The sequence below is a fragment of the Microcoleus sp. B4-D4 genome, assembly GCF_036705185.1.
Lineage (GTDB): Bacteria > Cyanobacteriota > Cyanobacteriia > Cyanobacteriales > Microcoleaceae > Microcoleus.
This window is the reverse complement of sequence record NZ_JAUBTX010000001.1, coordinates 315,028-339,336: the sequence shown is the minus strand read 5'-3', so window position 1 is coordinate 339,336 and position 24,309 is coordinate 315,028. Positions and strand designations below refer to the sequence as shown.

At 46.0% G+C, this 24,309-nt stretch carries 21 protein-coding genes; 6 read left to right on the top strand and 15 right to left on the bottom strand.

Annotated elements, in window-relative coordinates; all coding sequences use genetic code 11:
* Window positions 1-74: 74 nt before the first annotated feature.
* From QUB13_RS01375 to QUB13_RS01335, 9 genes are all read right to left on the bottom strand, one after another.
* On the bottom strand, window positions 75-1,970 hold the full coding sequence (locus tag QUB13_RS01375; protein ID WP_333378056.1) for a TolC family protein: 1,896 nt from the start codon (window positions 1,968-1,970) through the stop codon (window positions 75-77).
* A 139-nt stretch (window positions 1,971-2,109) separates the two neighbouring features.
* Entirely contained in the window at window positions 2,110-3,495 is a 1,386-nt protein-coding gene (locus QUB13_RS01370) for a TIGR03279 family radical SAM protein (RefSeq protein ID WP_333378053.1), read from the bottom strand.
* A 239-nt stretch (window positions 3,496-3,734) separates the two neighbouring features.
* On the bottom strand, window positions 3,735-4,088 hold the full coding sequence (locus QUB13_RS01365; protein ID WP_194066250.1) for a DUF5615 family PIN-like protein: 354 nt from the start codon (window positions 4,086-4,088) through the stop codon (window positions 3,735-3,737).
* A 6-nt stretch (window positions 4,089-4,094) separates the two neighbouring features.
* Window positions 4,095-4,427: a DUF433 domain-containing protein gene (locus QUB13_RS01360; protein WP_194066251.1), complete on the bottom strand. Its 333-nt coding sequence runs from the start codon at window positions 4,425-4,427 to the stop codon at window positions 4,095-4,097.
* A 61-nt stretch (window positions 4,428-4,488) separates the two neighbouring features.
* On the bottom strand, window positions 4,489-4,827 hold the full coding sequence (locus QUB13_RS01355) for a hypothetical protein (RefSeq protein ID WP_333378050.1): 339 nt from the start codon (window positions 4,825-4,827) through the stop codon (window positions 4,489-4,491).
* A gap of 83 nt (window positions 4,828-4,910) precedes the next feature.
* Window positions 4,911-5,132 carry a hypothetical protein gene (locus QUB13_RS01350; RefSeq protein WP_333378048.1) on the bottom strand — a complete coding sequence of 74 codons (222 nt, stop codon included), beginning with the start codon at window positions 5,130-5,132 and terminating at the stop codon, window positions 4,911-4,913.
* 27 nt (window positions 5,133-5,159) lie between these two features.
* A complete protein-coding gene (locus QUB13_RS01345) occupies window positions 5,160-7,718 on the bottom strand; it encodes a sigma 54-interacting transcriptional regulator (protein ID WP_333378045.1) in 2,559 nt (852 codons plus the stop codon).
* Between the two features lie 216 nt (window positions 7,719-7,934).
* A complete protein-coding gene (locus tag QUB13_RS01340; RefSeq protein ID WP_333378042.1) occupies window positions 7,935-8,702 on the bottom strand; it encodes a class I SAM-dependent methyltransferase in 768 nt (255 codons plus the stop codon).
* 80 nt (window positions 8,703-8,782) lie between these two features.
* Window positions 8,783-9,685, bottom strand: coding sequence for an undecaprenyl-diphosphate phosphatase (locus tag QUB13_RS01335; protein ID WP_333378040.1), 903 nt, complete (start codon window positions 9,683-9,685; stop codon window positions 8,783-8,785).
* 426 nt (window positions 9,686-10,111) lie between these two features.
* On the opposite strand from QUB13_RS01335, the gene QUB13_RS01330 reads away from it, so the two are divergent.
* Window positions 10,112-10,723 carry a thylakoid membrane photosystem I accumulation factor gene (locus tag QUB13_RS01330; RefSeq protein ID WP_333116901.1) on the top strand — a complete coding sequence of 204 codons (612 nt, stop codon included), beginning with the start codon at window positions 10,112-10,114 and terminating at the stop codon, window positions 10,721-10,723.
* 808 nt (window positions 10,724-11,531) lie between these two features.
* Window positions 11,532-12,776 (top strand): hybrid sensor histidine kinase/response regulator, encoded by a 1,245-nt coding sequence (locus QUB13_RS01325; RefSeq protein ID WP_333378036.1) that lies wholly within the window; start codon window positions 11,532-11,534, stop codon window positions 12,774-12,776.
* On the opposite strand, the gene QUB13_RS01320 is transcribed toward QUB13_RS01325, so the two are convergent.
* Window positions 12,763-12,972: a hypothetical protein gene (locus tag QUB13_RS01320; RefSeq protein WP_333378034.1), complete on the bottom strand. Its 210-nt coding sequence runs from the start codon at window positions 12,970-12,972 to the stop codon at window positions 12,763-12,765. The two genes, QUB13_RS01325 and QUB13_RS01320, sit on opposite strands and share 14 nt — an antisense overlap.
* Before the next feature lie 108 nt (window positions 12,973-13,080).
* Between QUB13_RS01320 and exaC the strand changes: the two genes are divergently transcribed.
* Together exaC and QUB13_RS01310 are read left to right on the top strand one after the other, a co-directional pair.
* Complete coding sequence (gene exaC, locus QUB13_RS01315) at window positions 13,081-14,601, top strand: acetaldehyde dehydrogenase ExaC (protein ID WP_333378031.1); 1,521 nt, start codon at window positions 13,081-13,083, stop codon at window positions 14,599-14,601.
* Between the two features lie 183 nt (window positions 14,602-14,784).
* Complete coding sequence (locus QUB13_RS01310; protein WP_333378029.1) at window positions 14,785-15,132, top strand: DUF779 domain-containing protein; 348 nt, start codon at window positions 14,785-14,787, stop codon at window positions 15,130-15,132.
* 128 nt (window positions 15,133-15,260) lie between these two features.
* Here the strand turns inward: QUB13_RS01310 and QUB13_RS01305 are convergent, their stop codons facing one another.
* From QUB13_RS01305 to QUB13_RS01295, 3 genes are all read right to left on the bottom strand, one after another.
* Window positions 15,261-15,725, bottom strand: coding sequence for a hypothetical protein (locus QUB13_RS01305; protein ID WP_333378026.1), 465 nt, complete (start codon window positions 15,723-15,725; stop codon window positions 15,261-15,263).
* Between the two features lie 23 nt (window positions 15,726-15,748).
* A complete protein-coding gene (locus tag QUB13_RS01300; RefSeq protein WP_333378023.1) occupies window positions 15,749-16,819 on the bottom strand; it encodes an FAD-dependent monooxygenase in 1,071 nt (356 codons plus the stop codon).
* Between the two features lie 783 nt (window positions 16,820-17,602).
* Window positions 17,603-18,154, bottom strand: a complete 552-nt coding sequence (locus QUB13_RS01295) for a DUF2854 domain-containing protein (protein ID WP_333378021.1) — start codon at window positions 18,152-18,154, stop codon at window positions 17,603-17,605.
* Between the two features lie 319 nt (window positions 18,155-18,473).
* Here QUB13_RS01295 and QUB13_RS01290 point away from each other — a divergent pair, with 319 nt between their 5' ends.
* Entirely contained in the window at window positions 18,474-18,734 is a 261-nt protein-coding gene (locus QUB13_RS01290) for a hypothetical protein (RefSeq protein ID WP_194011035.1), read from the top strand.
* A 191-nt stretch (window positions 18,735-18,925) separates the two neighbouring features.
* Window positions 18,926-19,096, top strand: a complete 171-nt coding sequence (locus tag QUB13_RS01285; RefSeq protein WP_194061315.1) for a hypothetical protein — start codon at window positions 18,926-18,928, stop codon at window positions 19,094-19,096.
* Window positions 19,097-19,530: 434 nt separating this feature from the next.
* Here the strand turns inward: QUB13_RS01285 and ppk1 are convergent, their stop codons facing one another.
* Both ppk1 and QUB13_RS01275 read right to left on the bottom strand, forming a co-directional pair.
* On the bottom strand, window positions 19,531-21,711 hold the full coding sequence (gene ppk1 / locus QUB13_RS01280) for a polyphosphate kinase 1 (protein ID WP_333378017.1): 2,181 nt from the start codon (window positions 21,709-21,711) through the stop codon (window positions 19,531-19,533).
* Window positions 21,712-22,643: 932 nt separating this feature from the next.
* Entirely contained in the window at window positions 22,644-24,287 is a 1,644-nt protein-coding gene (locus QUB13_RS01275) for a DUF6930 domain-containing protein (protein WP_333378016.1), read from the bottom strand.
* Window positions 24,288-24,309 lie beyond the last annotated feature (22 nt).

Sequence of the window (24,309 nt, the reverse complement as noted above, 5' to 3'; positions counted from 1 at the left end):
TGAAAATTGGGAATGACCGATCGGATATGGGTTTGGAGTTAACCTACAGTGGCATTTTTTGGGGCAAACTCCTATCAAGGAGCATCCGAGAGGTTATTACTGGGAAGATTGCTCACAGCCCGCTGGAGAGACGAAAGCCCCAGGTTGTAGGTGACAATTGCCGACAATCGGTTTCTCTCAGCCCTAGTCAAATCAGTTTCTGCCTGAATCACATCCGTCTGAGTACCCACACCAGCTTGAAACCGCAGTCTCGCCAGACGCAGAGCTTCCCTCGACTGCAAAACTCCCGCCTCAGAAGTTTCGATATTCTCAAAACTCGACTCCAAGCCAAAATACGCTTGTTCCACTTCCCGGCGCACTTGGTTGCGGATTTGGTCAAATCGAGTTTCGGCGATCGCAATATCAGCATCCCGCTGTTTGATCCTCGACCTCACCGCACCCCCATCAAAGATATTCCAAGTCAAATTCGCTTGCAGCGCATAGCCGCTCCCCCAGCCGCGAGTTGAAAACGGGTCTGGATTGTCAGAAGTGACCCCCTGGAAGTTGTAGGAACCGCTGACACTGACTTGAGGCAGTCCCCCCGCCCGAATCGATCGCCTTTGCTGCTTGCTGATATCCCTCTGTACCAACTGCTGTTCCAACTCGGGGCGATTCTTAATAGCCTGCACAATACTCTCTTCCAAAGACAGCCGCCAAGAGCCAGCTTGCTCCACCGGGTCAGCCGCCGTCAAGTTTGCTGACTGGCTGATATTCAAAAGCTCAGCCAGCCGGCGCTGGGCCACTCGCTGGTCGCGGCGGGCCACCGAGAGTTGCTGCTGTTCGTTAGCCAAATTTGCCTGAGCTTGCAATACCGCAAACCTGGTTCCTACCCCGGCCCGTTCCAAAGCTTCAGCATCCCGCAAACTTTGCTGGGCATTTCTCACAGAAGCTTGGCGGATAGCAACTTGTCCGTCGGAGTTTTGCAAATTGTAATAAGCCTCAGAAGTGTCGAAGCGGAGTTGCTCGGCTTGGCGCTCGAAATCCAGTTCCCGAAAGCGCAACTGTTCCCTAGCCGCGCGGATGTTAGCGTTGCGGCGGCCGAAAATGTCGAGGTCGTAGCTCAACTGCAAACTGTTGTTGAGACTGATGCTGCCGAAATTGTCGAACTCGGGAGAATTCGCCGGTAGTTGTTGGTTGGCCGGCAAAGTCTCATTGCGACGCAGCCGGGACTGCACTCCAATCTGTCCGCTGGCGCTGACTTGGCGACTCGCGTTCATTTGAAAAGTCAGGTCTGGAAATAAAGCAGCTTGTTGTTCGCGCACGACCGATCGACTTTGTTCGACTTGCTTCTCGGCGATTTGCAAAGTTTGGCTGTTGCGGCGGGCGATGTCTATAGCCTGCTGCAAGGTAATTGACTCTGTTTGCTCGATTCTGACATCCTCCGGCTTGGTCGGAAACTGCAGCGGATTCGGGTTGGGTTCTAGGGAAGCCGGAGGGTTGGTTTCTAAAATGCCCTTCGGGGTGACTGGGGGGAAACTTTCGATGGGAGTGCCGCGGGGAGTTAGTGCTGGCAAATTGGGCGCCGGAACACTGTTTGGGCCGCTCGGAATTGGCTGCTGAGAGACTGTATTTGCGGGCGTTCCAGACTGCGCCTTCTGTGCAGGCGCATTGGAAGGGGAAGCCGGAGCAGCCTGTTGGGGCTTTGATGCTTGCTCGGGCTTGGTTGGCTCAGTTGCTGCGATATTTGCTTCCCCTTGCGGAGCCGCCTCGGAGGTTGGGGGGTTAAGGGCGATCGACTCTTCGGGCTCTGATGCTGGTTCTGACGCTGTGTTCGAGGTCGATCGAATATTCGGGCCTAATTCGAGCTGATTTAAGCTGGCAGAGCTGTCGAGAGATTGAGCCGGGGGCTGGGCCGAAGCAGTTTGTGCGGCGTTGCTGAAAGTAATTGCAGCGCCCACTCCGACCACGACGATTTGACGAAAAACACGCATAATTTTTTAATTACTGCAATTCTAGAGACAATTTTAGAGCAAGATTGAGTTCTCAATTTTCGAGTCTGTAGCCGGGACTAAACATTTACAAGTCACAATTACCTACTCATCTTAAACTTTTGAATGCTTGATTCAAAATTTAGAATTGAACTTCAGCAGTTGCCAGACCGATCGCCCCTGAGATTAGTTCCTCTACTCCGCTCACCGGCAAAATCCGGGTTTTCAGCGAGCTAGCTAGCTGTTCTACGGTCATGTCATCGAGAAAACGAGGTTCACCCTGTTTTAGCATAACCGAAGGCAGCAAGATGCCATCTCCCAAGTCTCGCCCCTGCAAAGCTTCCAGCAAATCTTGCCCAGTGAGCAAACCCGTGACGGTGATACTTTGTCCCCAGTAGCGGCTGGAGAGTGCGGCCATGTTGACCGACAAGCCGGGAATTTGGTTTAGTTGTTGTACGATCGGCTCAAAAGCCTTTTCAACAGCATTCCCCACCACCCAAACCAACTGGCGCGGCCCAATAACCGGCAGCGGTTGCAGCTTAGCAAAAGCCGCTTCAAACTGCCCAATAAACTGGCGGATAGAACCCACACCGTTACCAATTTGGGGATAATCTTCATAATCAGCCGCCGACGGCAAATCCAAACCCGCGATTAAAAACCATTCATCAGCCAGCCAAATACAGCCAGATTTTGAATTCTTTTTCTTGGCTTTTCCGCCACCTTTACCCTGACTCAAAACCCCTTGAATTTGATGCACTTGCGCGATGACTTCCCGCGCTTTTTCCGCAGTTACTGCAATTAATTCATCTTCGGCTGGGCGAAACCGAGTTAAACCCACCGGCACTACAGCCACCGATGCTACAGCCGGGATATTTCCGGTATGAAACTTTGCCAAATCTAACAAAGTGCGTTCCAAATGTTCGCCATCATTAATTCCCGGACAAACCACAACTTGAGCGTGAATTTGCAAGCGGCGCTCTTGAAACCATTTAATTTGCTCTAAAATTTTCCCAGCCCTGAAATTTTTCAGCAACCGAATTCGCACGTCCGGTTCAGTAGCGTGCACCGAAACATAGAGAGGAGAAAGCCGCATTTGTTCGATTCGGTTCCACTCTTTTTCAGTCAGATTGGTGAGAGTCAAATAGCTGCCGTAAAGAAAACTGAGGCGGTAGTCATCATCTTTGAGATAAAGAGTTTCGCGCTTTCCCGGAGGCTGCTGGTCAATAAAGCAAAAAGGGCAGCGATTGTTACACTGAATTAGTCCGTCGAAGAGGGCTGTTTCAAATTCTACGCCCAAGTCTTCGTCATACTCTTTTTCTATTTCTAATTTGTGAGTTTTGCCTTTGGCATCTAAAACTTCTAGTTCCAGAAATTCGTCGGCGCACAGAAATTGATAGTCGATCAAGTCGCGGGGTTTTTGGCCGTTGACGGCGACGATGGAATCTCCGGCATCAAATCCCATTTCTGCTGCGATGCTGTCGGGAATAACTTTGGTAATTCGGGCTGGTTTGGTTGAGGATTCGCTCATAGGATCGCGCTTGCATTTTCAAGTTTGATAAATTGCTATTCAAAAATTAATTTTCTATTTTAATCAAGTCTCAACTCATATCATAATTTATACCATTTGTCAAGCAGGATGCCTAGTAAAAAATATGTGTTTGTGAAGTGCGATCGACCCACAATCCACAAGCTTTCAAATGATTTATTGTATTTATTAAGTCACATTAAATCTGTATCATTAATTGAATTATGACAATTTTATGGCAGTTAGCGTAAAGGTAAAAATCGCACTTGTCCTTCCCATTCTCCTTCCAGACTGCACTCAGAAATCAGCAAAATTTCCTCAATCGCCAAACCCACTGCAACACGGCGGCTGACTTCAAATAACCCTGGCATCGCCAAACCTGCTTCGATTCTATCGTAGGCAAAGTTTGTCATGGTTGCTACATCATGAGTTAGTACAACCCGCCCTTGCAGCGCAGCCCATTCTAAGACTGTTGGATCGTCTGCTTCTCTGAGTCCTATATCTTGAACGCGGACAATCTCAACATCGGGATTCCGCCGCAAAACACCCCGAACAATTTGATTGTTAAAGTTTTCATCAGCCAATAATCGCAGCATATAAAACTACCCTTTTTGGTTGCGTCTTGCTAATAAGCGATCGCGTATTCCAACTGGGTTAAAACGCTTTTCTGCTTCCTGCTGAACTTCTGCGGCAAGACGTTGACGTTCCATCAGATAAGCATCAACTTCGGATTGGTGTCGCAAGTAGTAGCCGATCGCAAAATAAATATCCGAAAGTTCAAGAGACGGGTACTGTTCCCGGATTTCTTCTGCTGTGGCTCCTTCTAGAAAAGCTGTAAGGACTGTATCTAAGGTGACTCTGGTTGTGCTAATGCGGATGACACCGTTTGCATCAGCCACAAGCGGAATTGGTTCAGCCGTAGGAACGAGTAGCATTTTGAGATTGAGGGCGGTGTGAATTTTCTATCTTCAGCATAGCCGATCGACACTCCCGGCTCTAATATATTTTTTCTGCACATCCTCCTGCAATCTGCACCTGAAAAGTTATTCCCGATCGCATTGGCTGCCATCCGAGTTGCACCGCTTGCCGTATCCATTGTGCTACATCAGAGGGTGTTACTGGCATAAATGTACAGTTAGTTGTTGGATTCCAACCTTGAGAATGAGCTCTATCGGTGATAATAACTAACACCGATCCCGATCTATCAGCGTGTTCGACAGCAACATGAAGATTTCCCGATTCTGCTTGCATATTAGCAGCTTGTCTTCGGATTAGCCAGATGAAAGGCTCCCCATCAACTATAATTTTTCTTGTTCCTTTTTTCGGTATTGACATAGTTTGCTTCCAGCCAGTTTACTCATGGGATTATAACGAAAAGACTAAAGCATCTGATTCTTCAGAAGTTGTGCTAAACCCTCCTAAAGTTGAGAAAGGGGTAATGTTTTTCCAGTCATGGCTTGCTGCCAAGATTGGCGAAAGCTTGCTATTGAAAAATCTGTATCTTCCTCTGTTGTTGCAGCTTGAGTTTCCAGAGAATGGGTGCGTTGAATAATACCGGATAGTGTTTTAAGTAGTTCAAGCTGTTCAGTCAATGACAGTGACTGAGCAAGATCGATCGCTTGTTGAAGTTGTGAATTCATAGTAAATCCTCCTGGTTTTATTTTACATTAGTTACCCACGATCGCATACCACAAACTCACCATCAGACACAAACTCGCTAAATGCTGAGGAATCAAAGATTTAATCGATCGCTTAGCAATTTTTTGAGTCACAAATATCGTCACCAACAACGAGACAATCAAAGTAAAACCTTGCAAAAAGCTAATCACCGCTGGATCTCCTACAAAACTAGGCAAATCATCTCTAATTTGTCCGAAAGTGGCAAAAGTTACCGGAATCAATCGCCCGCCTTCCTGCAAACCCAATCGCCAATAGTGAGCCAAACTACCGCCCCAGACTAGGGGTAGATATCCATAGGCAAGAAAGACAAATGAGAGAGGTTTATAGGTTGTAAATGGAATATTTTTTGCTTGTCCCAATTGGTAAATTGCCTGCATGACGGCGTAAGCTACTAACGGAATCAGCGGCGGAATAATTAACACCGCGAGCGACATTCCTAAGTGAGGTAAAAATTGCTCTAAATTGATGCCCAACCCCAACAAACTATCGATTTCCGGCAAGCGATGGAGATAGATACCGCCTAATAATAGAAATAACAAGGCAACTTCATAACCGTGAGGAACGTGGGTTGTCCATAATTCGATTCCCGGAGGACGCACATTTAATTCTACCGATCGATGGGGACAAGCTTTTAAGCAAGTCATGCACAAGACGCAATCTTTATTATCAGTTAATTGGGCCGGATGGGAATAAATTGGACATCCATTAGTGGTTAATCCTTCCCCCAAGCCCGGGCCGCCTTTATAGCATTGGTAGGTGGTGCATTCCGCCGCGCAGGTTCCTTGTTGGGCGCGCAATTCGACGATCGAAAGTTTAGCAAATAATCCATTCATCCCTCCGATGGGGCATAAATATCGACACCAAAGCCGCCTTTCAAAAATTAGCGAAAAAATTACCGCGCCCGCCGTAATCAGCAATAACAAACAACTGGATAAATAGGCGGTATTTTCTAAATTCCACAACTCTTCCCAGAGAAAGATTAGGGTAAATAGTCCGAATAGAAACCAACCACCCCATTTTTCGGCTAATTGGCGCGGCCATTTTTTGAGAGTTCGCGGGAAAAATTTTAGCGATAGTTTTTGGACGATTTCTCCATAAATCATAAAGGGGCAAAAGGCACACCACAATCGCCCGACTAGGGGAAATAATAATAACATCAACGGCCACCACCAGGCCCAGAAAATGTTCAGAGCAAAATTATGCTCTCTATCTTGGGGAGCAACAAATAGGATAATTACTACTAATGCAAATACCCAACTGGTAAACCAATAATTCACGCGATCGGGATACCAATCACTCCGTAAAAATTGCCTAAATTTAGGATAGATATTTAATAAATTCAGGCGAAATCTTTGTTTTTTTGCCGCTTGGGCCCAAAATACTTCTTCGGTTAGTACCTGACTTCCTTGGGCTTGAACTAAAGCGCGATCGACCATTCCCTGCAATTCCTGCAAATTACCGGGGAAATCGTAGGCTTGCAAGCGGCGAATTGCTTCTGGTGTGACTTGGGGCTTGACTAATTTCTTTTTGCGACCAATGATATTGAGATAATAGTTGACTTGTGCTTCTAAATCTGTTTTTCGCACCCGCAAGGATGGGACTTTAATCTTGTGTTGTGTCAGCTTATCTAGCTTGGGCTGCACAATTTCTGAGATTAAAATAATGCGGGCATTAGTAGAACGCGGTGGCGGTGGTATTTGTCCTTCTTTGACTACTAATGTATAGGTTCCTTCGGTTAATAGTTGCTGAATTTGGGGGCATAATTGAGCTGGTAATTCTTGCACGTCATTGAAAATTAACGTCCCTTCGCCCAACCATTCCAACAATCCCGGTTTGCCGCCCAAACGCCCGAATAATTCTGCTCCATTAGCCTGCAGCAAGGCACTTTTGATCTGAATAACTGGCTCGTTGCGGCGGTGGGAACCGAAATGAATTAAAGCTGCTAAATTATCTTTTTCTAAACCAGGTTCGCCAGAGATTAATACCGATCGATTGTCACTCGATGCTGTGCGAATTTGTTGGCGCAATTTCACTGCATAACGGCTATTTCCAATTACTCCGCGTTTCGCCCTTGGTACTAGATAGCTGCGGAGGGCGTTTTGACGCTCTCTTTCGTAGGCGATTTCTGATTCTAGCTGCTCTAATTTCGCGGCCAAGCGTTGAGCGTAGGCTTCGGTGATGCGTGGATATCTTTCTAGCAAACTGCGCCAGCGCGAGGCACTAATTACCCAAAATTGACATTCTGTACGGGCAATAATTCGACTATCTGCCGGTTGCGATCGTTGGAGGGCGGATAAATTGACGATCGCCCCCGGTAACAAACTACTCCCCCACATTAAACCGGGCTGTTTGCGCCGGTAGCGATCGGCTTGTCCACTTTCTAGGATGTAGAGATTGGTGACGGGCGTATCTTCGATTACCACTCGAAATCCCGTGGGAAAAGTTGCCATTTCCATTTCCAGCGCGATCGCCTGTAAAATCTCGCGGGATAATATGCCTAATTCGGTGTTTGATTCGAGCCAGTTAACTAATTTTTCGGTAGACATCGCTTAGCCTCGGCGAAAATAGAATTGTGCTGCTTGGTGTAGGATGAATTATTTAATTTTAATTGATTTTTGCCACCAGTAGGAGCATCTCAGTTTTACATTTATAGTGCGAGCGTCCCCGATCGCGTATTGTACTACTCGCGAACTCTTAAGCTCGCACGCTCAATAAAAAAAATCTTTTTGCCAAACTGAGATTCTCCCTTTACTTGTTAACTATCACTTTGCTTTTTCCCCCACAATCACAGCGATGGGAACCGCATAATGAATTGCATCGCCTCGCAAATGTGTGCCAATCCCCAGACTGTCAACACCAATATCATCTCTAAAAATTTGTCGCAGCTTATCGCCGTCGCCTGGGTTTGGGAAAGAAGCGGCTAACTGCTGTTCTAGTTCTAATTCTACTTTGTAAAATGCCAATTTGACATTGTGAAGGTTGGCATCAGCGACTAATTTCGGCAACTCTTCCAGAGTCAAAGCGCGAGTGTGAGATGGATCGCGCAGTTTTTCAATATAGTTGTAAGCATCAACTTTTTCCGGCGGCATTACTACGTCAGCAATTAGAACGCGATCGCCCGCGCGACACACGCGAACCATCTCCGAGAGTACAACATCGGGGCACAAAAAATGATGGAAAGCGTAGCGACTCAGCACAATGGAAAAACTATTATCGGGAAACGGTAGCGTTTCGATATCGCCTTGCAACCACGAGAGATTAGTCAAGTTTTTTTGCTCGGTCAAAATCTGGGCTTGTTCTAGCATTGCTGGTGTTAAATCGATGCCAGTAACGCTGCTGGAAACTGCCGCAAAAGCACAAGCAACAATACCGGGGCCGCAAGCAACATCTAGAACTGTATCCTTGTCAGATACGTTGGCCATTTTTATCAATAAATCTAGAGATTCTTGATTTGTGTGGCCGTACAAGTTAGAGAATGGCACAGCCTGACGGGTGAATTGGTCGATGATGGATTTTTGATGTGCGCTCATAGTTTAATTCTATCCTTTTTTGCTGCTATTTTGTAGAGCAGGAGCGGCTTAATTCGCTCCTACTAAGCTTATTTCACCAGTTAACTATTTCTCAATGCCCCACCTGCAAGCGCCGTCAAAATAGCCACGCCAAAGGCGAGTCGATACCACACAAATACCCACGTATTCTGAGTTTGCAGGAACTTCATCAGCCACGCGATCGACAAATAAGAAAATACAAAGGCAGAAATCGTTCCTATTATCAAAGCGACAAGTCCAGCTTCGCCGATTCCCGAACCCAAAGCACCCTTCAATTCCAATAATCCAGCCAGAGTAATTGCCGGAATTCCTAATAAAAAAGAAAACCGCGCGGCGGCGGCTCTTTCCAATCCCATAAACAATCCTGCTGTTATGGTGGAACCGGATCGCGAACACCCCGGAATCAACGCCATTGCTTCACCTAATCCCATCACAATACCGTCTTGGACGGTTAATTTTTCATAAGTGCGATCGCGCGTGCCAATTTTTTCGGCTATTGCTAACAGCAGCGACATGACGATCGAAGCAATGGCGATGCTAGCCAAACTCCTCAGCGGCGAGTTGTCAAAATCTGGAACCAATATCTTGATTAGCAGCCCAAAAAAGACTATCGGTATTGTTCCTAAAGCAATCCCCAAAGCCATTTTAAACTCTTGTGATTTGTAGTCGCGCTGCACCACAGCGTTGACTGCACCCAAAGTTATATTTGTCAAGTCTTTCCAGAAATACCAAAGCACGGCGACAATGCTGCCTAACTGAATCACAGCAGTATAAACAACCCCCGGATCGCCCCATCCCAGGGCGATCGGCACTACCTTCAAATGAGCACTGCTACTAATTGGTAAAAACTCCGTTAATCCCTGTACAATTCCTAAAACAATCGTCTGCACCAAATTGAGTGGAGCGGGCCCGCCAACCTCAGCAGCGGGGGTTTGGGCGAGGAATGCGTCAAGCAAAGCTATCATTAGTTGTCTGTTTCTAGTTATTAGTTGAATCTTACATTTTTCACTATTTTTAGAAGCTAGAAGTCTAGCCCACAAAAAATAATTTTTATTGTGGTGCGGGAACTTCCAGCCCTAGGCTGAAAAGCCAAAATAGCGATATTCTGTCAGTTGAATCGGCTTGTCTGTAGAGTAGCATCTCAGTTTTGAGTTGGTAGTTTTGTCCCGCCCGAAGGAGAATATATAATCCTCCATCGAGGGGAGGGTACTATAACAACATACTTTTTGCATTAATTGAGATCCTGGCGGTCGATCGCAACAACAAGCAAATTATCATAGTCTATTCCAAACTACTTTAACCTAATCAGGAGCATTTGCATACATTTGCTGATAAACTTAAAAAAGTTTTTGTTTTTGATGAAGCCAGCTTACAGCAACTGCCAACAACCTATGATATTTTCTGCATCCAAAAAATTAACTGTTAATGCTGATTCTGGCATCCGCTTGCTGCGGCGAATCTTGTCAGCCAGTATTTTAACAGTGGCGATCGCCTTTAACTTGATACTGTTCGCCGGCACACCGCCAGCCTTCGCAAGTCTCACGGACGATCGCTTCGACGGCACTATCTATGCCCTCTACGCCGGCAACGGTTCCCTAGTTCCTCCTAAAGTCAAGCTTACAGATTCTTTCAAACGCAACAAACCGGCATTGTTAGTGTTTTACACAGACGACAGCAGCGACAGCAAGCAATACGCGATCGTCGTTTCTCAACTCCAAGAATTTTACGGTCGCGAGGCAGATTTTATGCCGATAAGCGTTGACTCTTTGCCTCCGCAACCGTCACCAGAACTCACCGAACCCGGTCATTATTACGAAGGTTTTGTACCTCAAACCGTCATCCTAGACCAATCTGGAAAAGTAGTTTTTAACGAGAAAGGACAAATACCGTTTGAACAAGTAGACGATGCCTTTCGGAAAGTATTTGATTTGCTGCCCCGAGAAAAATCCCTCCCGCTGAAACGCCGTGTAGTGAACGAACTAAACGTCGAATTGTCGAAGTAATATCTAATTGCCGACTGCTAATTGTTGCTGCAATTTTAAATGATTCCAGAAAGATATTTTTCGGTGTCATACTGGTGTAAGGTGCGCTGCATGGCAGGCAGAAAAACCGGGTTAATTCATTCTCCTTAAAGCTATAGCCAGCCAGGGTTTTACTGAACCAAAATCTTATAGTGAAAGTCGTCGGGAGCATCTGGTGTTTTGCATTTAATTATAGTGCTGTCCCCGCTCGCGAGGATATACTTGCGATCGGGATGCTCGCACTATAATAAAAAAATGCTTTTTACAAAAATGAGATGCTCCCAAGTCGTCGGCGGCTGACTATAAATCAGTATTTTAGTCGGCGACTGACGACTTTCGCTTGCAGACAGGAAATTTATTCCCTGGCGGGTTTAGTAAGAATTAATTGGCCCTGCCTAGAGAAAGTTTGGCCGAGAGCATCCGGTGTTTTGTATTGATCTATAATAGTGCGAGCGTCCTCGCTCGCGTATTGTAATCGCTGATTGCAATGCAGGAGATGCTCCCGTCTTGCCAGTCTCAAATGCTTGGTTGAAAGTTGATTTTTTCGTTTGAAATTTTGCAGTAAAATTCCGCTGTTATTATAATATAAAAGTGGGCTGGCGGTGATTGTAACTCTGGGCTGGAGTTTGTAACTGTGGTGACAATATTATGTTAATCAAAAATTAGGAGATGCTAAAAACCTAGTATAAGTGAATTTAACAAAAGAAGCGTAAGCTAACAATCCAATGTGATGAAACTCTGGGCAATTCTAGTGGCTGTATCCTAAAGAATAAGTTGTGGAGATGGTGTTATGGCAAAGATTTTGACGATCGCGGATGCTGCGACTTTTGAAGTCGTGCAAGAGTTACTGGAGAGGGAGGGACATCAAGTGAGAGTCGCCCTCGACGGTAAGGATGGTTTAGATTTGGCGAGGGAATTCTCCCCGGATGCGATCGTTTGCGACGGGAATTCGCCTCAAATCAACTGGTTGGAGATGTGCCGGTTGGTGAAAGCCGAGCGAGAATTGGCGGCTACTTATTTTGTGCTGCTGACAACACCACAGCAATTTGCAGAAGTTCAAGAATTGGAGGGGCTGATTGACGATTTCCTGTTTAAACCGATAGTTAAGCAGGAATTGTTGGGGCGGGTACGCGCGGGGAAGCGAGCGCGGGATTTGAGGCTGGAGTTGGATTGCACTCAGCAAAAATTGCAACTGTCGGGCGATCGAATGCTGCAAAATGAAAAAATGTCTAGTTTAGGGGAATTGGTATCTGGTATCGCCCACGATATTAACAACCCCATTACTTTTATTTACAGCAATCTCACTCACGTCCAAACTTACGCTACCGATTTAATAGAACTGCTGCGATTGTATCAAAAATACCTAGTCAATCCCGACTCGGAGATTCTGCAAAAACAGCAAGATATGGATGTAGAATTTGTACTCGACGATTTATTAAAAATTGTGAGTTCCATGCGAACCGGGAGCGATCGCATCCGGCAAATTATCTTATCGGTACAGGATTTTTCCCGCAGCGATCGCTCTGGCTGGCAGTTATTCGATATTTCCGACGGTTTAGAAAACACTCTGTTATTGTTGCAGCACCGCTTACCGGCCCGCGAGGGGAGGCGGGATATCAAGGTGATAAAGCAATACGGAAATCTGCCGCAAATTGAGTGTTACGCAGGTCAGCTCAATCAAGCTTTTCTGAATATTATCAATTACACGATCGATACTTTAGAAGAGTCTAGTCAAGAGCTGGACGAGTCGGAATTGGTCAACTTTAAGCCGATGATTGTGATTGGCACTAAGGTGATAGATACTCAGCGGATTGCTATTGAAATTGCTGATAACGACATGGCAACTAGCCCAAATATTGCCGCGCAAATTTCTGATTCATTTTTGATAACAAAACCTATAGAAGACAGCAGCATATTGGAACTTGCTGCCAGCTATCGGATAATTGTAGAGCAGCATAAAGGAGAGTTGAAGTATGTTTTTGAACCTGGCAAAGGTACTAAATTTACGATAGAGATTCCGCTCAGACACACTTAATTAATAGTTGCTGTCTCAAATTGGGTAACTGGGAAATTATGCTTTCAAAGCTGTCTCGTTCGCGAGTATAATCATCTCCGGTTGGTCGATCGCAATTAATAAGGTTCGTAGTGCGGACTTTAGTCCCTACTAAGTCCCACAGGTGATGGGTTAGACTGGGAAATCCAGAAAATACTTTAATCTTAAATACTTTCATAATGTAAAATTTTGTATAGTAAATGAGCGAAGTTATAAAAAATAGACGATAGTTGATATTTAAGAGATTTCAAACCTTCGCGAAAATAAGTTTAAATCAGGTAATAAAATGGTAGTAGCAGCACCTGTTCAATCCGGCAATCAGTCGATTTTTCAAGCTCGTTACGACAACTTTATCGGCGGCAAGTGGGTAGCGCCGGTGAAAGGGAAATACTCAGAAAACCTTTCTCCAATTACGGGAAAATCAATTTGTCAAATCCCCCGATCGAGCGCCGAGGATGTAGAATTGGCACTGGATGCCGCCCACAGCGCGAAAGACAAGTGGGGTAAGACGAGCCCAGCAGACAGGGCGCGGGTGTTGCACAAAATAGCCGATCGCATGGAAGAAAACCTCGATCGCCTCGCCATCGCCGAAACCTGGGACAACGGTAAACCAATTCGCGAAACCAGACTAGCAGACATCCCGCTGGCGATCGACCATTTCCGCTACTTTGCAAGCTGCATCCGAGCCCAAGAAGGGTCGATCGGCGAACTCGACGGCACAACAGTCGCCTACCACTTCCACGAACCCCTAGGCGTCATCGGACAAATCATCCCCTGGAACTTCCCCATCCTAATGGCCGCCTGGAAACTCGCCCCAGCCCTCGCCGCCGGTAACTGCGTAGTCCTCAAACCAGCCGGGCCCACCCCCGCCTCAATCTTGGTACTGATGGAAATCATCGCGGACTTAGTACCAGACGGCGTAATCAACGTCGTCAACGGGCCAGGTGCCGAAATCGGCAAAACCCTCGCCACCAGCCCCCGCATTGCCAAAGTAGCCTTCACCGGCGAAACAACTACGGGCCGGCTGATCGCGCAGTACGCCTCCCAAAACGTCATCCCGGTAACACTAGAATTAGGTGGCAAATCCCCCAACATTTTCTTTGAAGATGTCTGCGCCCAAGACGACGAATTCCTCGACAAAGCAGTCGAAGGATTTGTGATGTTTGCTTTCAACCAAGGCGAAGTTTGCACCTGTCCTTCGCGGGCGTTAATTCAGGAGTCAATCTACGATCGATTTATGGAAAGGGCGATCGATCGCATCCGCCAAATCAAACAAAACAACCCCCTAGATCCGACAACCGCCCTAGGCGCGCAAGTCTCCATCAACCAGATGGAAAAAATCGCCGAATACGTCAAAATCGGACACGCCGAAGGCGCAGAATGTCTAATTGGTGGCGAAAGAAACATCCTATCCGGCGACTTGCAAGAAGGCTATTACTTCCAGCCAACAGTCTTCAAAGGAAATAACAAAATGCGAATTTTCCAAGAAGAAATCTTCGGCCCAGTATTAGCTGTTACCACATTCAAAGACGAAACCGAAGCCTTAGAAATTGCCAACGATACCCTCTACGGCTTAGGTGCAGGAGTTTGGACTCGCGACATCAACACCGCCTACCGCATGGGCCGAGCCGTTCAAGCAGGCCGCGTGTGGACAAACTGCTATCATTTGTATCCCGCCCACGCAGCCTTCGGCGGCTACAAATCATCTGGAATCGGCCGCGAAAATCACAAAATGATGTTGGATCATTACCAACAAACCAAGAACTTATTAGTCAGCTACAGCCCCAAAGCTTTAGGCTTCTTCTAAGCAAGATAGTCTTGGACGCACGAGTATCCAGAAACCGGGTTTTTTGCGAAAATCCTTCGCCGCAGTCTGCAGATAAAGTAAAAAACCCGGTTTCTTGGCCGCAGTGTACAAATCCTAAGATAAATAATTTCTTCTTCCTTCTTCCTTCTTCCTTCTTCCTTCTTCCTTCTTCCTTCTTCTAAAATGGAAAATATCCAAAAAGTCACCGCAACAGAAGCCGCCTTAAAACTAATAGACTATCTCAAAACACAGCACGGACAATTGATGTTTCACCAATCCGGGGGCTGCTGCGACGGTAGTTCCCCCATGTGCTATCCCGATGGCGAATTGATAATCGGTGATGGCGATGTATTGCTAGGAAAAATCGGCGGCTGTCCCTTTTATATCGCAGCGCAGCAATACGAACATTGGAAGAAAACGCAGTTAATTATTGATGTAGCATCCGGGCCGGGAGGCAGCGATTTTTCCCTGGAAGGGCCGGATGGAGAGCGTTTTATTACTCGTTCCAGCTTGTTTGCTAATATTAATTAGCCTGTTTGTTAAAATCCGAGCGTTTATGGAGTAAGATTAAATGAACCGCGAAGGCGCTTTAGGCGAAGCCGCGCGTCAGCGCTAGAACGCGAAGGAAGAGAAAGAAAAAGATACAGTTTTTGTTGGGGCTACAAACGGATTTCTTCAATAAATGAGATTCCATCGAAAATGCCATTTTTAAATGCTTGAGTGCTGCGAACTCGCTGATTTTCGCTGAGTAATGTCATTGTTTCAACGAAGGTTATCAGTGCGTTATCTTGGGTTTTAGTGGCTCGAAAGCAAACGGTTTCTTGGCCTGCATCCCACGCAATTGCCGCAAAATCAGAATAACTGCTAGAAGACAGTTTCAAAATCCGATTTTCAAACTCTCCTTGAAAATTAAGCTGGAGGCGAGAACCGTCTGAGTATTGGTAATTATTAACTTGTCGGTAGTGACTTCCTTCAATCGTTATGGTAAAATTACCGAAGAAGCTGCGAGAAAACTGTCCGCGAGTATCGGTTTTAATGTACTCGCCTTGCCAAGTGCCAATGTGACGTGTGAAAATTTCAGGAACATTTTCTAAATCAGGAGGGTTAGATATATTTTCTGACATCGGGATACTCCTATTTGCTATTTCTAGCGGCGACCTATTTTCAGACTCATTTCACGGCTAGTACGTTGATATTCGTGGACTATTGGAAGTCTTTCGGTTTGGAATTTTTCTAGCGCTTCGGGAATATTCGCACTCTCTGCGAGATGTTTGGTTAAATACAAACCATCTTCCCAACCAGAAGTCATACCTCTAGCGCGTGTGGAACTTTTCGCGTGGGCCGCATCTCCTATTAAGATAACACGACCATCATAGATTTTTGGTAGGGGGTCAATGTCGTAGGAAAAACGACAGACAATGTTTTCTAAAGGGGTTGATTCAATCAGTTTTCTGGCATCGTCTGGGAGTTTTGCTAGTTCTTGGGGAGGAATGATAGTATTATTAGGTTGCAGTTTCCCGATTTCGGAGTCGGTGCGTTCTTTTTCGATAAAGAAACCCCAATGAGTGCGCCCTCCACCAATGTGAAAGAAGTTGGCATAAATTCCCCTACCGCGTACATAAACAAAAAAGTTGCCTTCTGGACAGAAGCTATTATCTTCGACTATTCCTCGCCAGACGATATCGCCTAAATAGAATAGTTCTACATCTGGAACTATAGATTGACGAACTTTTGAGAGGATTCCATCGGCACCAATTAACAAATCGCCTTCCCATTTAGTGCCGTCTTTAAAGTGGGCGATCGCGCTGTGCTCGGTTTGGGCGATCGATGCTAATTCTGCATTAAAATGAAGGCATTCTGGGGGTAATTCGTCGAGGATTGCTTCTAATATAGCTTTGCGGTGTACCAGCATTCCGGGGAGTTCGTTTTCTTCGTAGGTGACGGGATCGGAACTTATGACACCGCCGCGCAGGTTGCGAAACTCGAATACTTTGACAGCATCGCCTGAGTCGATAATTTTTTGGGTAATTTTCGGGTTTCCTTGATGCAGTGCTTGCATACCTGGTTGTACGATCAGGATACCGCAGCCATCGGTGCGCGGATGGGGTGCTTTTTCAAACAAATCAACCTGAAACCCTTGTTGAATCAGCAGAATTGCCAGATACGATCCTGATGTTCCTGCGCCGATAATACCTATCCGGGTCTGGGACGGAACCATTTGTGCTGCTCCTGATTTAAGATGGTCGATCGCTCCTCAAGGAATATTATAATTACTTGACACTCCTCGGCCTAAAGGCACGAGGATTCTTAAGACATTTGGGTCTTAATATCCCATGCAAGTGTGGGTTCCTTTCGCTGACTACGTTTGCAGCGTAGCTGCGTAGTCATATCTCCTCAAAAATGTTTTGGGCGTAGACTTTCCCCCAGTCCGGAGGTAGGTTTTTACATCTTGTCTGATTTATCTATTCTACCATATTTATTTGTTAAGATGGATTTGTTATTTTACTTAAAAATGGAAAAAAGCCGTCCTCAAAGGACGGGGTTTTCAACCCCATTTGCTGATAAAATAAGATTTGGGCAAAATCTCAACGGGCGATCGAGCTTTTGCTAATAGCGACAGGTTTCAAGCTGTCGCTAAAATCAGCATTGGAAGCGATGCAGGATTAATAATTAATATCATGTCAGCTTTAACGATGGTATTGGTTTGAGCCTTCGGATTTTAGTCTTTTTTTCCCTATAACTAACGTCCGAACGATCGAACCGTTTTGATTGCGATCGATCGACCGGACATAATATAATCGGTGAATTGAAAATTATCGAACTAAGGAACGAAAAGTTAATAACTTAAGCATCTACTACGCTTTTCTCTCTCCACAAGTTGCGAGGTAAAGAGAAGCAGAGCCTCCGCACCTGCATTACCAGGCTCTGCCTGGTAACGAGTAATAAAAAAAAATGCTTTTTTCCAAATTGAAAATTATCGCACTCAAAACTTAAAACCACATTAAGCTTTAGGACTGGTAATTAAAGCCAACTCAACTTTCCCATCAGGCTTTTGAGTGACTTGTGCATCCAAACCCGGGCCAAAGAATTTAGCTATTTTTTCTTGCTTTTCTTCCCAAACTTCGATCGGTATCAGCGGCGAATAAAACTCTAGAATTAACCCGTAAGCACCATCCACATCTACTTCCCGCAACCCTTGGAGGACAGGCCGTTCCTCGTCTGTCGGGGCCAGCCCCAAGCGCTCCAGAGCATCATCTAAGTGCGCGGGTTGGCCGTAGCGAAATCGGGTGATATCTTTGCGGACTTGGTTTTGAGTCTCCGTGGCTTGACTTTCTCGCAGAAGGAGAACTTCGGGAGAGGTGGGTTCGGTGAACTCGGCTGGTTCGAGTTCGGCTGCTTTCAGCGCCAATCCTCCCAACAACAGCGGAATTCCATAAAAAAAGCCGGCTAGATTTAAGGTAGGTTTGTCGGTGAAGTAGGCATAGAACCCGACTACTGCTAGGATACCGCCCACAACTAAGGCTAGGCTTGCTAAAGAAGTTTTACGTAACATATTCGTGAGGTAAGTAGTCCGACAGAAACAAGATACTTTAATTATTATCGGGCAAAAAGTATGGAAAAAATTTAGTTTTTTTGCCAAAACACCTGCGAAAACTGCTAGCGTCAATAAGGGCGGGAGGGCTGTGCGCGCACAATCTTGTCTCTCGCCGCCAAAACTTATCCCGCTTTCCCCAGCGGCCTTGCGACTGGTAAATATCCGTGTAAATTGTGTGGCGCGGGTTCCAGAAGGCAATCGAGATCGGCAGTATCATTAAAGTATAGAGATTTGAACTCGCGATCGACCATCTTGCCCTTTCAACCAATTTTCGGACATGATCAAAGACGAAGACAGAAAAACTGCGGTAACAAACAAGTCGGTTCTAGAGCAGATTAACTCGCTCAAACGCGAAGATGAAAGGCTTTATAATATCTTAGCGATCGATGTCTGGGCCCTAGCCAAGACGATGGACGAATATCAACCGGGATTTTGGTCGGCTTTTATGAAAAATCGCGAGAAAGCTCTGAAGCGATTTTTAACTGAAGTGATGAAAAACAAACCCGCAGATTCTAAGCGTCCGCCTTTTCTGCGTTGAAGTTTAGCTAATTTTTTGAGGTACAATCAAAATATAACACAGATTCAAAAACCCCGATCGCGTTCGTCACTTACAATATAAAAAACAGTGAAGGACGAACTCAGAAATCCATGTCGGCGAATTAAAAATTCTCGTCTGTTCGCAGGGGGAATGTCAAATATTTTTGTTAATAGTAGCAAAGGCGAAAAACAATGGATGCACAGACAATTAAAGAGCGCGTAGCAGAAATCGAAATCAAGCGGGAATCTCTCGTGCGGCTGTTAGACCGATCGGACTTGGGAGCTCTGAGAATCGATGTCAGTCAGGCGATCGAGGAAATTGACGATTTGTTAGAAGAATTTAAGCGTACTTTTAACAGTTAAGCAGTCAATAGTCAATAGTCATTAGTCATTAGTCATTAGTCATTAGTTGTTAGTTGTTAGTTGTTAGTCATTAGTTGTTAGTTGTTAGTTGTTAGTTGTTAGTTGTTAGTTGTTAGTCAACAGTCAACAGTCAACAGTCAACAGTCATCAGTAATTAGTCATTAGTTGTTAGCTAAGCGGCAGCGCATTTAATTTTTATAGTTATGTTAGTAAAAATTTTGTGGCCCCCAGAACCCGCCATGACATTGAAAATTAAATGCACAATAGCTTAGGTAACAAGAACAGACAACTGCTAACTGCAAATTTTACTAACAACTAACAACTAACAATCAACAACTAACCACTAACAACTAACAATCAACAACTAACAATCAACAACTAACAATCAACAACTAACCACTAACAACTAACCACTAACCACTAACCACTAACCACTAATTCATCGCCATATCCATCAAAATCTGTTGGGAACTAACCTCCGGGTTATTAGCAGGCGGCCGCCGCTGAGAATAGTGTCCCCCAGGCTGCAAATCCCAGGCTTGACGGTTATCCGCCAACATCACACCCAAAATTTCTTGTAACTCCATCACTATAGTCGGATCTTCCACTTGGACGATCGCCTCAACCCGTCTTGTAAGATTGCGCTGCATCCAGTCAGCAGAACCAATATACACCTCTTCGTCGCCACCGTTGAAAAAATAAAACATCCGCGAATGCTCTAAAAAGCGGCCGATAATACTGATAACCTTGATATTTTCGCTAACACCCTCAACGCCCGGACGCAAACAGCAAATCCCCCGCACAATCAAATCAATTTTAACTCCCGCTTGCGAAGCTTCGTACAAAGCAACAATGATTTGAGGGTCAACTAAAGCATTCATTTTAGCAACAATCCGGCCGCAGCTACCCATGCCGCTATCACCATTCGACCGACAGAATTCTGCCTCGCGGCGGATTAATGCTAAAAATCGATCGCGCATATTGACCGGCGCAACCAACAATTTTCGATAAGATATCTGCCGCGAATAACCGGTTAAATAATTAAACAAGTCCGTCAAATCCGCACCCAAATCTTCGCGACAACTCAACAAACCCACATCAGTATACAGTCCAGCCGTTTTCGGGTTGTAATTTCCCGTGCCGATGTGGACGTAGCGGCGAATAAATCCGTCCTCGCGGCGCACTACCATCACAATCTTGGTGTGGGTTTTTAGTCCAACCAAACCGTAAACAACGTGCACTCCAGCTTGTTCTAACTTGCGAGCCCAATTAATATTATTTTCTTCGTCAAACCGGGCTTTAAGCTCGACTAAAACGGCTACCTGCTTGCCGTTTTCCGCTGCTTCAATTAAGGCGCTGACGATCGGCGAATCACCAGAAGTGCGGTATAAAGTCATTTTAATGGCTAACACGGAGCGATCGTGCGCCGCCTCAGTAATAAACCGCTGCACCGTCGCCGCAAACGAGTGATAAGGATGGTGCAGCATCACATCTCCCTGGCGGATAGTCGTGAAAATATCCTCACCATCCTCAACATTCAACATCGATTTGCCTAAAACTGGCGATTGCGAATTCCGCAAGCGCGGCGGCACCACCGGAGTCCACGGGGGGTCTTTCAGTTCCGGCACCGGCAGCCCGACAAAAGACATCAAATCCTTGAGGCCTAGCAGCCCCTCTACGACGTAAACATCCTGCTCCCCGAGATCCAACTCATCCTTCAACATATCTCGCACAGCAGGCGGCATAACCGCTTGAATTTCCAGGCGCACCGCAGAACCTGTAAACCGACGCTTGCGGAGTTCCTGTTCTATAGCCAGCAGCAAATCCTCCGCCTCATCTTCCTCCACAGTCAAATCAGCATTGCGAGTAATGCGGAACGGGTGATATTCCTGAATGTCCATCCCCGGAAACAAAGCCTCTAAATTGTGCGCGATTACCTGTTCTAGAGGTACCCCCGTCCACACAGGAGACTTGCCTTTTTGCTGCCACTGCAAATCCCCCGGTAGCTGCAAAAATCGGGGCAAAACCTGCGGTACTTTGACGCGGGCAAACAATTCCTCGTGGGTGTTCGGGTCTCTGACAACAACTGCTAAATTGAGGCTGAGATTGGAAAGGAAGGGGAATGGGTGGCTGGGGTCAACTGCTAGGGGTGTAAGTACGGGAAATACTTGTTCTGTGAAGTAGCGGTGCAAGTAATTGCGCTGTTCTTGATTGAGGTCGATGTAGTCGAGAATGTGGATGCCGTTTGCTACTAATTTCGGCCGCAGAGTTTGGTCAAAATAGGCGTGTTGCTGAGTAACCATCGGCAACAGGCGCTTGTGAATGCCATCTAGCTGTTCTTGGGGCTTGCTGCCGTCGGAGGTCAATTTGCTGACTTTTGCTTCTACTTGCTGCTTGAGTGCCGCCACGCGCACCATAAAGTATTCGTCTAGATTTGAGCTAAAAATAGCGAGAAATTTGAGTCTTTCTAGGAGGGGCGTGCGGGGGTCTAGGGCTTCGTGGAGCACGCGGTTGTTGAATTCCAGCCAGCTTTGTTCTCGGTTGAAGTAGTATTGCGGGTCGCTGAGGTTGATTTCGGTGTAGGTTTTGGTGGTGGTCTTTTTTGGCTTGGACATGGTTTGGGAGTCTTGGGGGAGGCGGGCGTGATGGCTTTGGTGAATTAATATTGTAGGTTAAAGGATTTGTTCGTATCTGTTTTTGCTCGATCGCACTTAGGCATTGCACAACCCGAAAATCCGCCAGAGATTTCAACCCCTACCGAACTTTCGGAGTGCCGAAACCCCCAAAATCACGCACCAATCCCCCCAATCCCATCCTGCACCGCCTGCAACAAATCCTCTCCATCCACCGCCAAATTTGTTAGCGGCAATTCCAGCGGTGTATCGGTAATTAAGGCAATGTGCGGTTTTTGCTCCAGGTTTTTGAGCTGCAGAATTAATCCCTTGAATTCCGGGGCGTTGCGGATTGCGGGGATGTCTGGCTCTGCGGGGAAAATTGTTTGATATAGTTGGGTACAGAGTTCTATTAATTATTCTAGATGCTCATAATTTACACCTACTAATCGCTGCATTTCTTGGTTGTTTTTTTTTAAGTTCATTTAATAGACCTCTCATCTCCTCGCGGTCAAAACAACTAAGGATCGAAAACTTAATAACTTCAGCAACTCCTACAGTCCTCTCTCCCGTAAATTGCAAGATCGAAGGAGGCTCTTCATCGCCCCATAACAATTACCAGGAAGGGTTTAGTAACGAGCAATCACTTAAATTATTAAATTCTAATTCCTAAATTTATAGTATTTGACTACAACAATTTTCTAGTTTTGAGAAATAAATCTAAGAATTAAACAACTATGGTGCGCCTAGCGCACCATACATGATTTTTACATTTTCCTCTTCCTTATTCCTGATATAACCTTTCTCAAAAAAGTGAGGTATGCCCTATGCCCGGTTTGGCCTATGCCCTATTGCCGACAGTACCTCATCTTTCGCTCGAAAGGCTATATCAACTTTTCCTATCAACCATCAACCATCAAATATCACCTCTTCCTTCAAAACATCGGCATCAACTCAAGCGGGCCAATTCCCAGGTCTTTAGCAGATACCCAGCGCACCTCAAATAAAGCGATCATATCCTTAAATTGAGGCTGACCGCGAGAAGCACCCATCAAGCCTTTAGCAATCACCAAACCGCACCAACCGTTCGTTAACTGACAGCGGCGCTCCCATTTTTTGCGAGCTTCCTGATGCACCGGGTCGTTTTCATTAAACTCCCCAAATAAATAGAGTTCTCCATTTTGAGCTTGCAAAATACCCAAATCGTACTGCTCGTCTTGAAAAGTATCTTCGCCCGGATTAAAACAAATTGCCTTGACCCCTCCAGCTTCTTTCAAATCCTGAATCATAGTTTTTGCCTTCGGATTGGAAGTTTGGATCATCACCACAGGCAAACCGTCTCCGTCGGCATTAATATCAACTTCTGCACTTTGGTGAAACTGGGCATTTCCTCGCAGAAACTCTACCGTTTGCCAAGGTACGACACCGAGACTCAAGAATGAATTTGGCGGCACCAAATCGTCCCGCAACAGTGGCATTTCAAATTCATCATCCTCATCATCATCGTCATCGTCGAGCATCTCTAATAATTCGACAGATACCTCGGGCATTGTCGAAACTTTAACGGATATCTGCTGAATTTCTCCATCAGGCTGCGGAACGGGGATGCGGTAGCGGCTGCTGAGAGTGGGAAATGTATCTGCTCCCAATTTCCGGCGACTGTTGCGGAAAAAGCGATGAAATGCTTCGAGAGCAACTAACATCGTCAGAGCTTCTTCTTCGTAAAGAATCGATCGCAATCCTTCTAAAGGATGCAAATTACCAAAGTTCGGTTCAATTTCCGATGGAGGCAAATCGGCTAAATCAATTTCGTCGTCTTCATCATCTTCATCAAAATCGGCTGCACTTTCAAAGGTGAGAAACAAACAGTCCTGTCCTAAAAAAGCCTGTTCTAAATCTTCAAAAGATTCATCGTTGACGACTCGCTCTCGAAACCGCTTCAAGGATTCTAGAGAACGGTACAGCAAAACTCCGTAATCCATTCTGCCTTGTCCCAATACAGACACGTAGAGGCTGGCAACATCCCACTGATTGATTTCAATAGATATAATTTGGTGTTCTCTCAAAGTCCGCCACGGAGCATCATGCCAAATTTGAGCGGCTTTTTCCATGAGAACTTCGGCGTACTGAGGGGGTAATTCGGGAGGTCGATTCACAGCGACCTCTTCCATTCCCCGAAAGATTTCGTCAATTAGGGGCAATTCCGGTACGTAGTCAATGGAAATTGCCAAATCTTGAAGTACGCCGCGCAGGTAAAATTGAATTTCTCGGTTTTTGACTACTATTTTTTGGGGGCGGACTGCGGGAGCTGGACTTTGGGGATGTTCCATTGCTCGCAGCAGAGCCCGGACGATCGCCTCTGGGCCGGCATCTGGCCCTACCACGTCCATAGCCCTCACGACGCCTTCAGAGCCGTCCACCCAGAGAATGCACTCGCCACCAGCTTCGGGATCGTTGTCGTCCTCTAGCATCATGTGCGAGTCAGCATTAGATAAGGGTCGGCGGTCGCCCTCCCACACGCTGGGAATTTGAGGTAAGTTTTGTAACCGACGAAGAGTAGAGCGATTCAGCGCTGCCATAGAGTAAGCCCGTTGGGTGAAG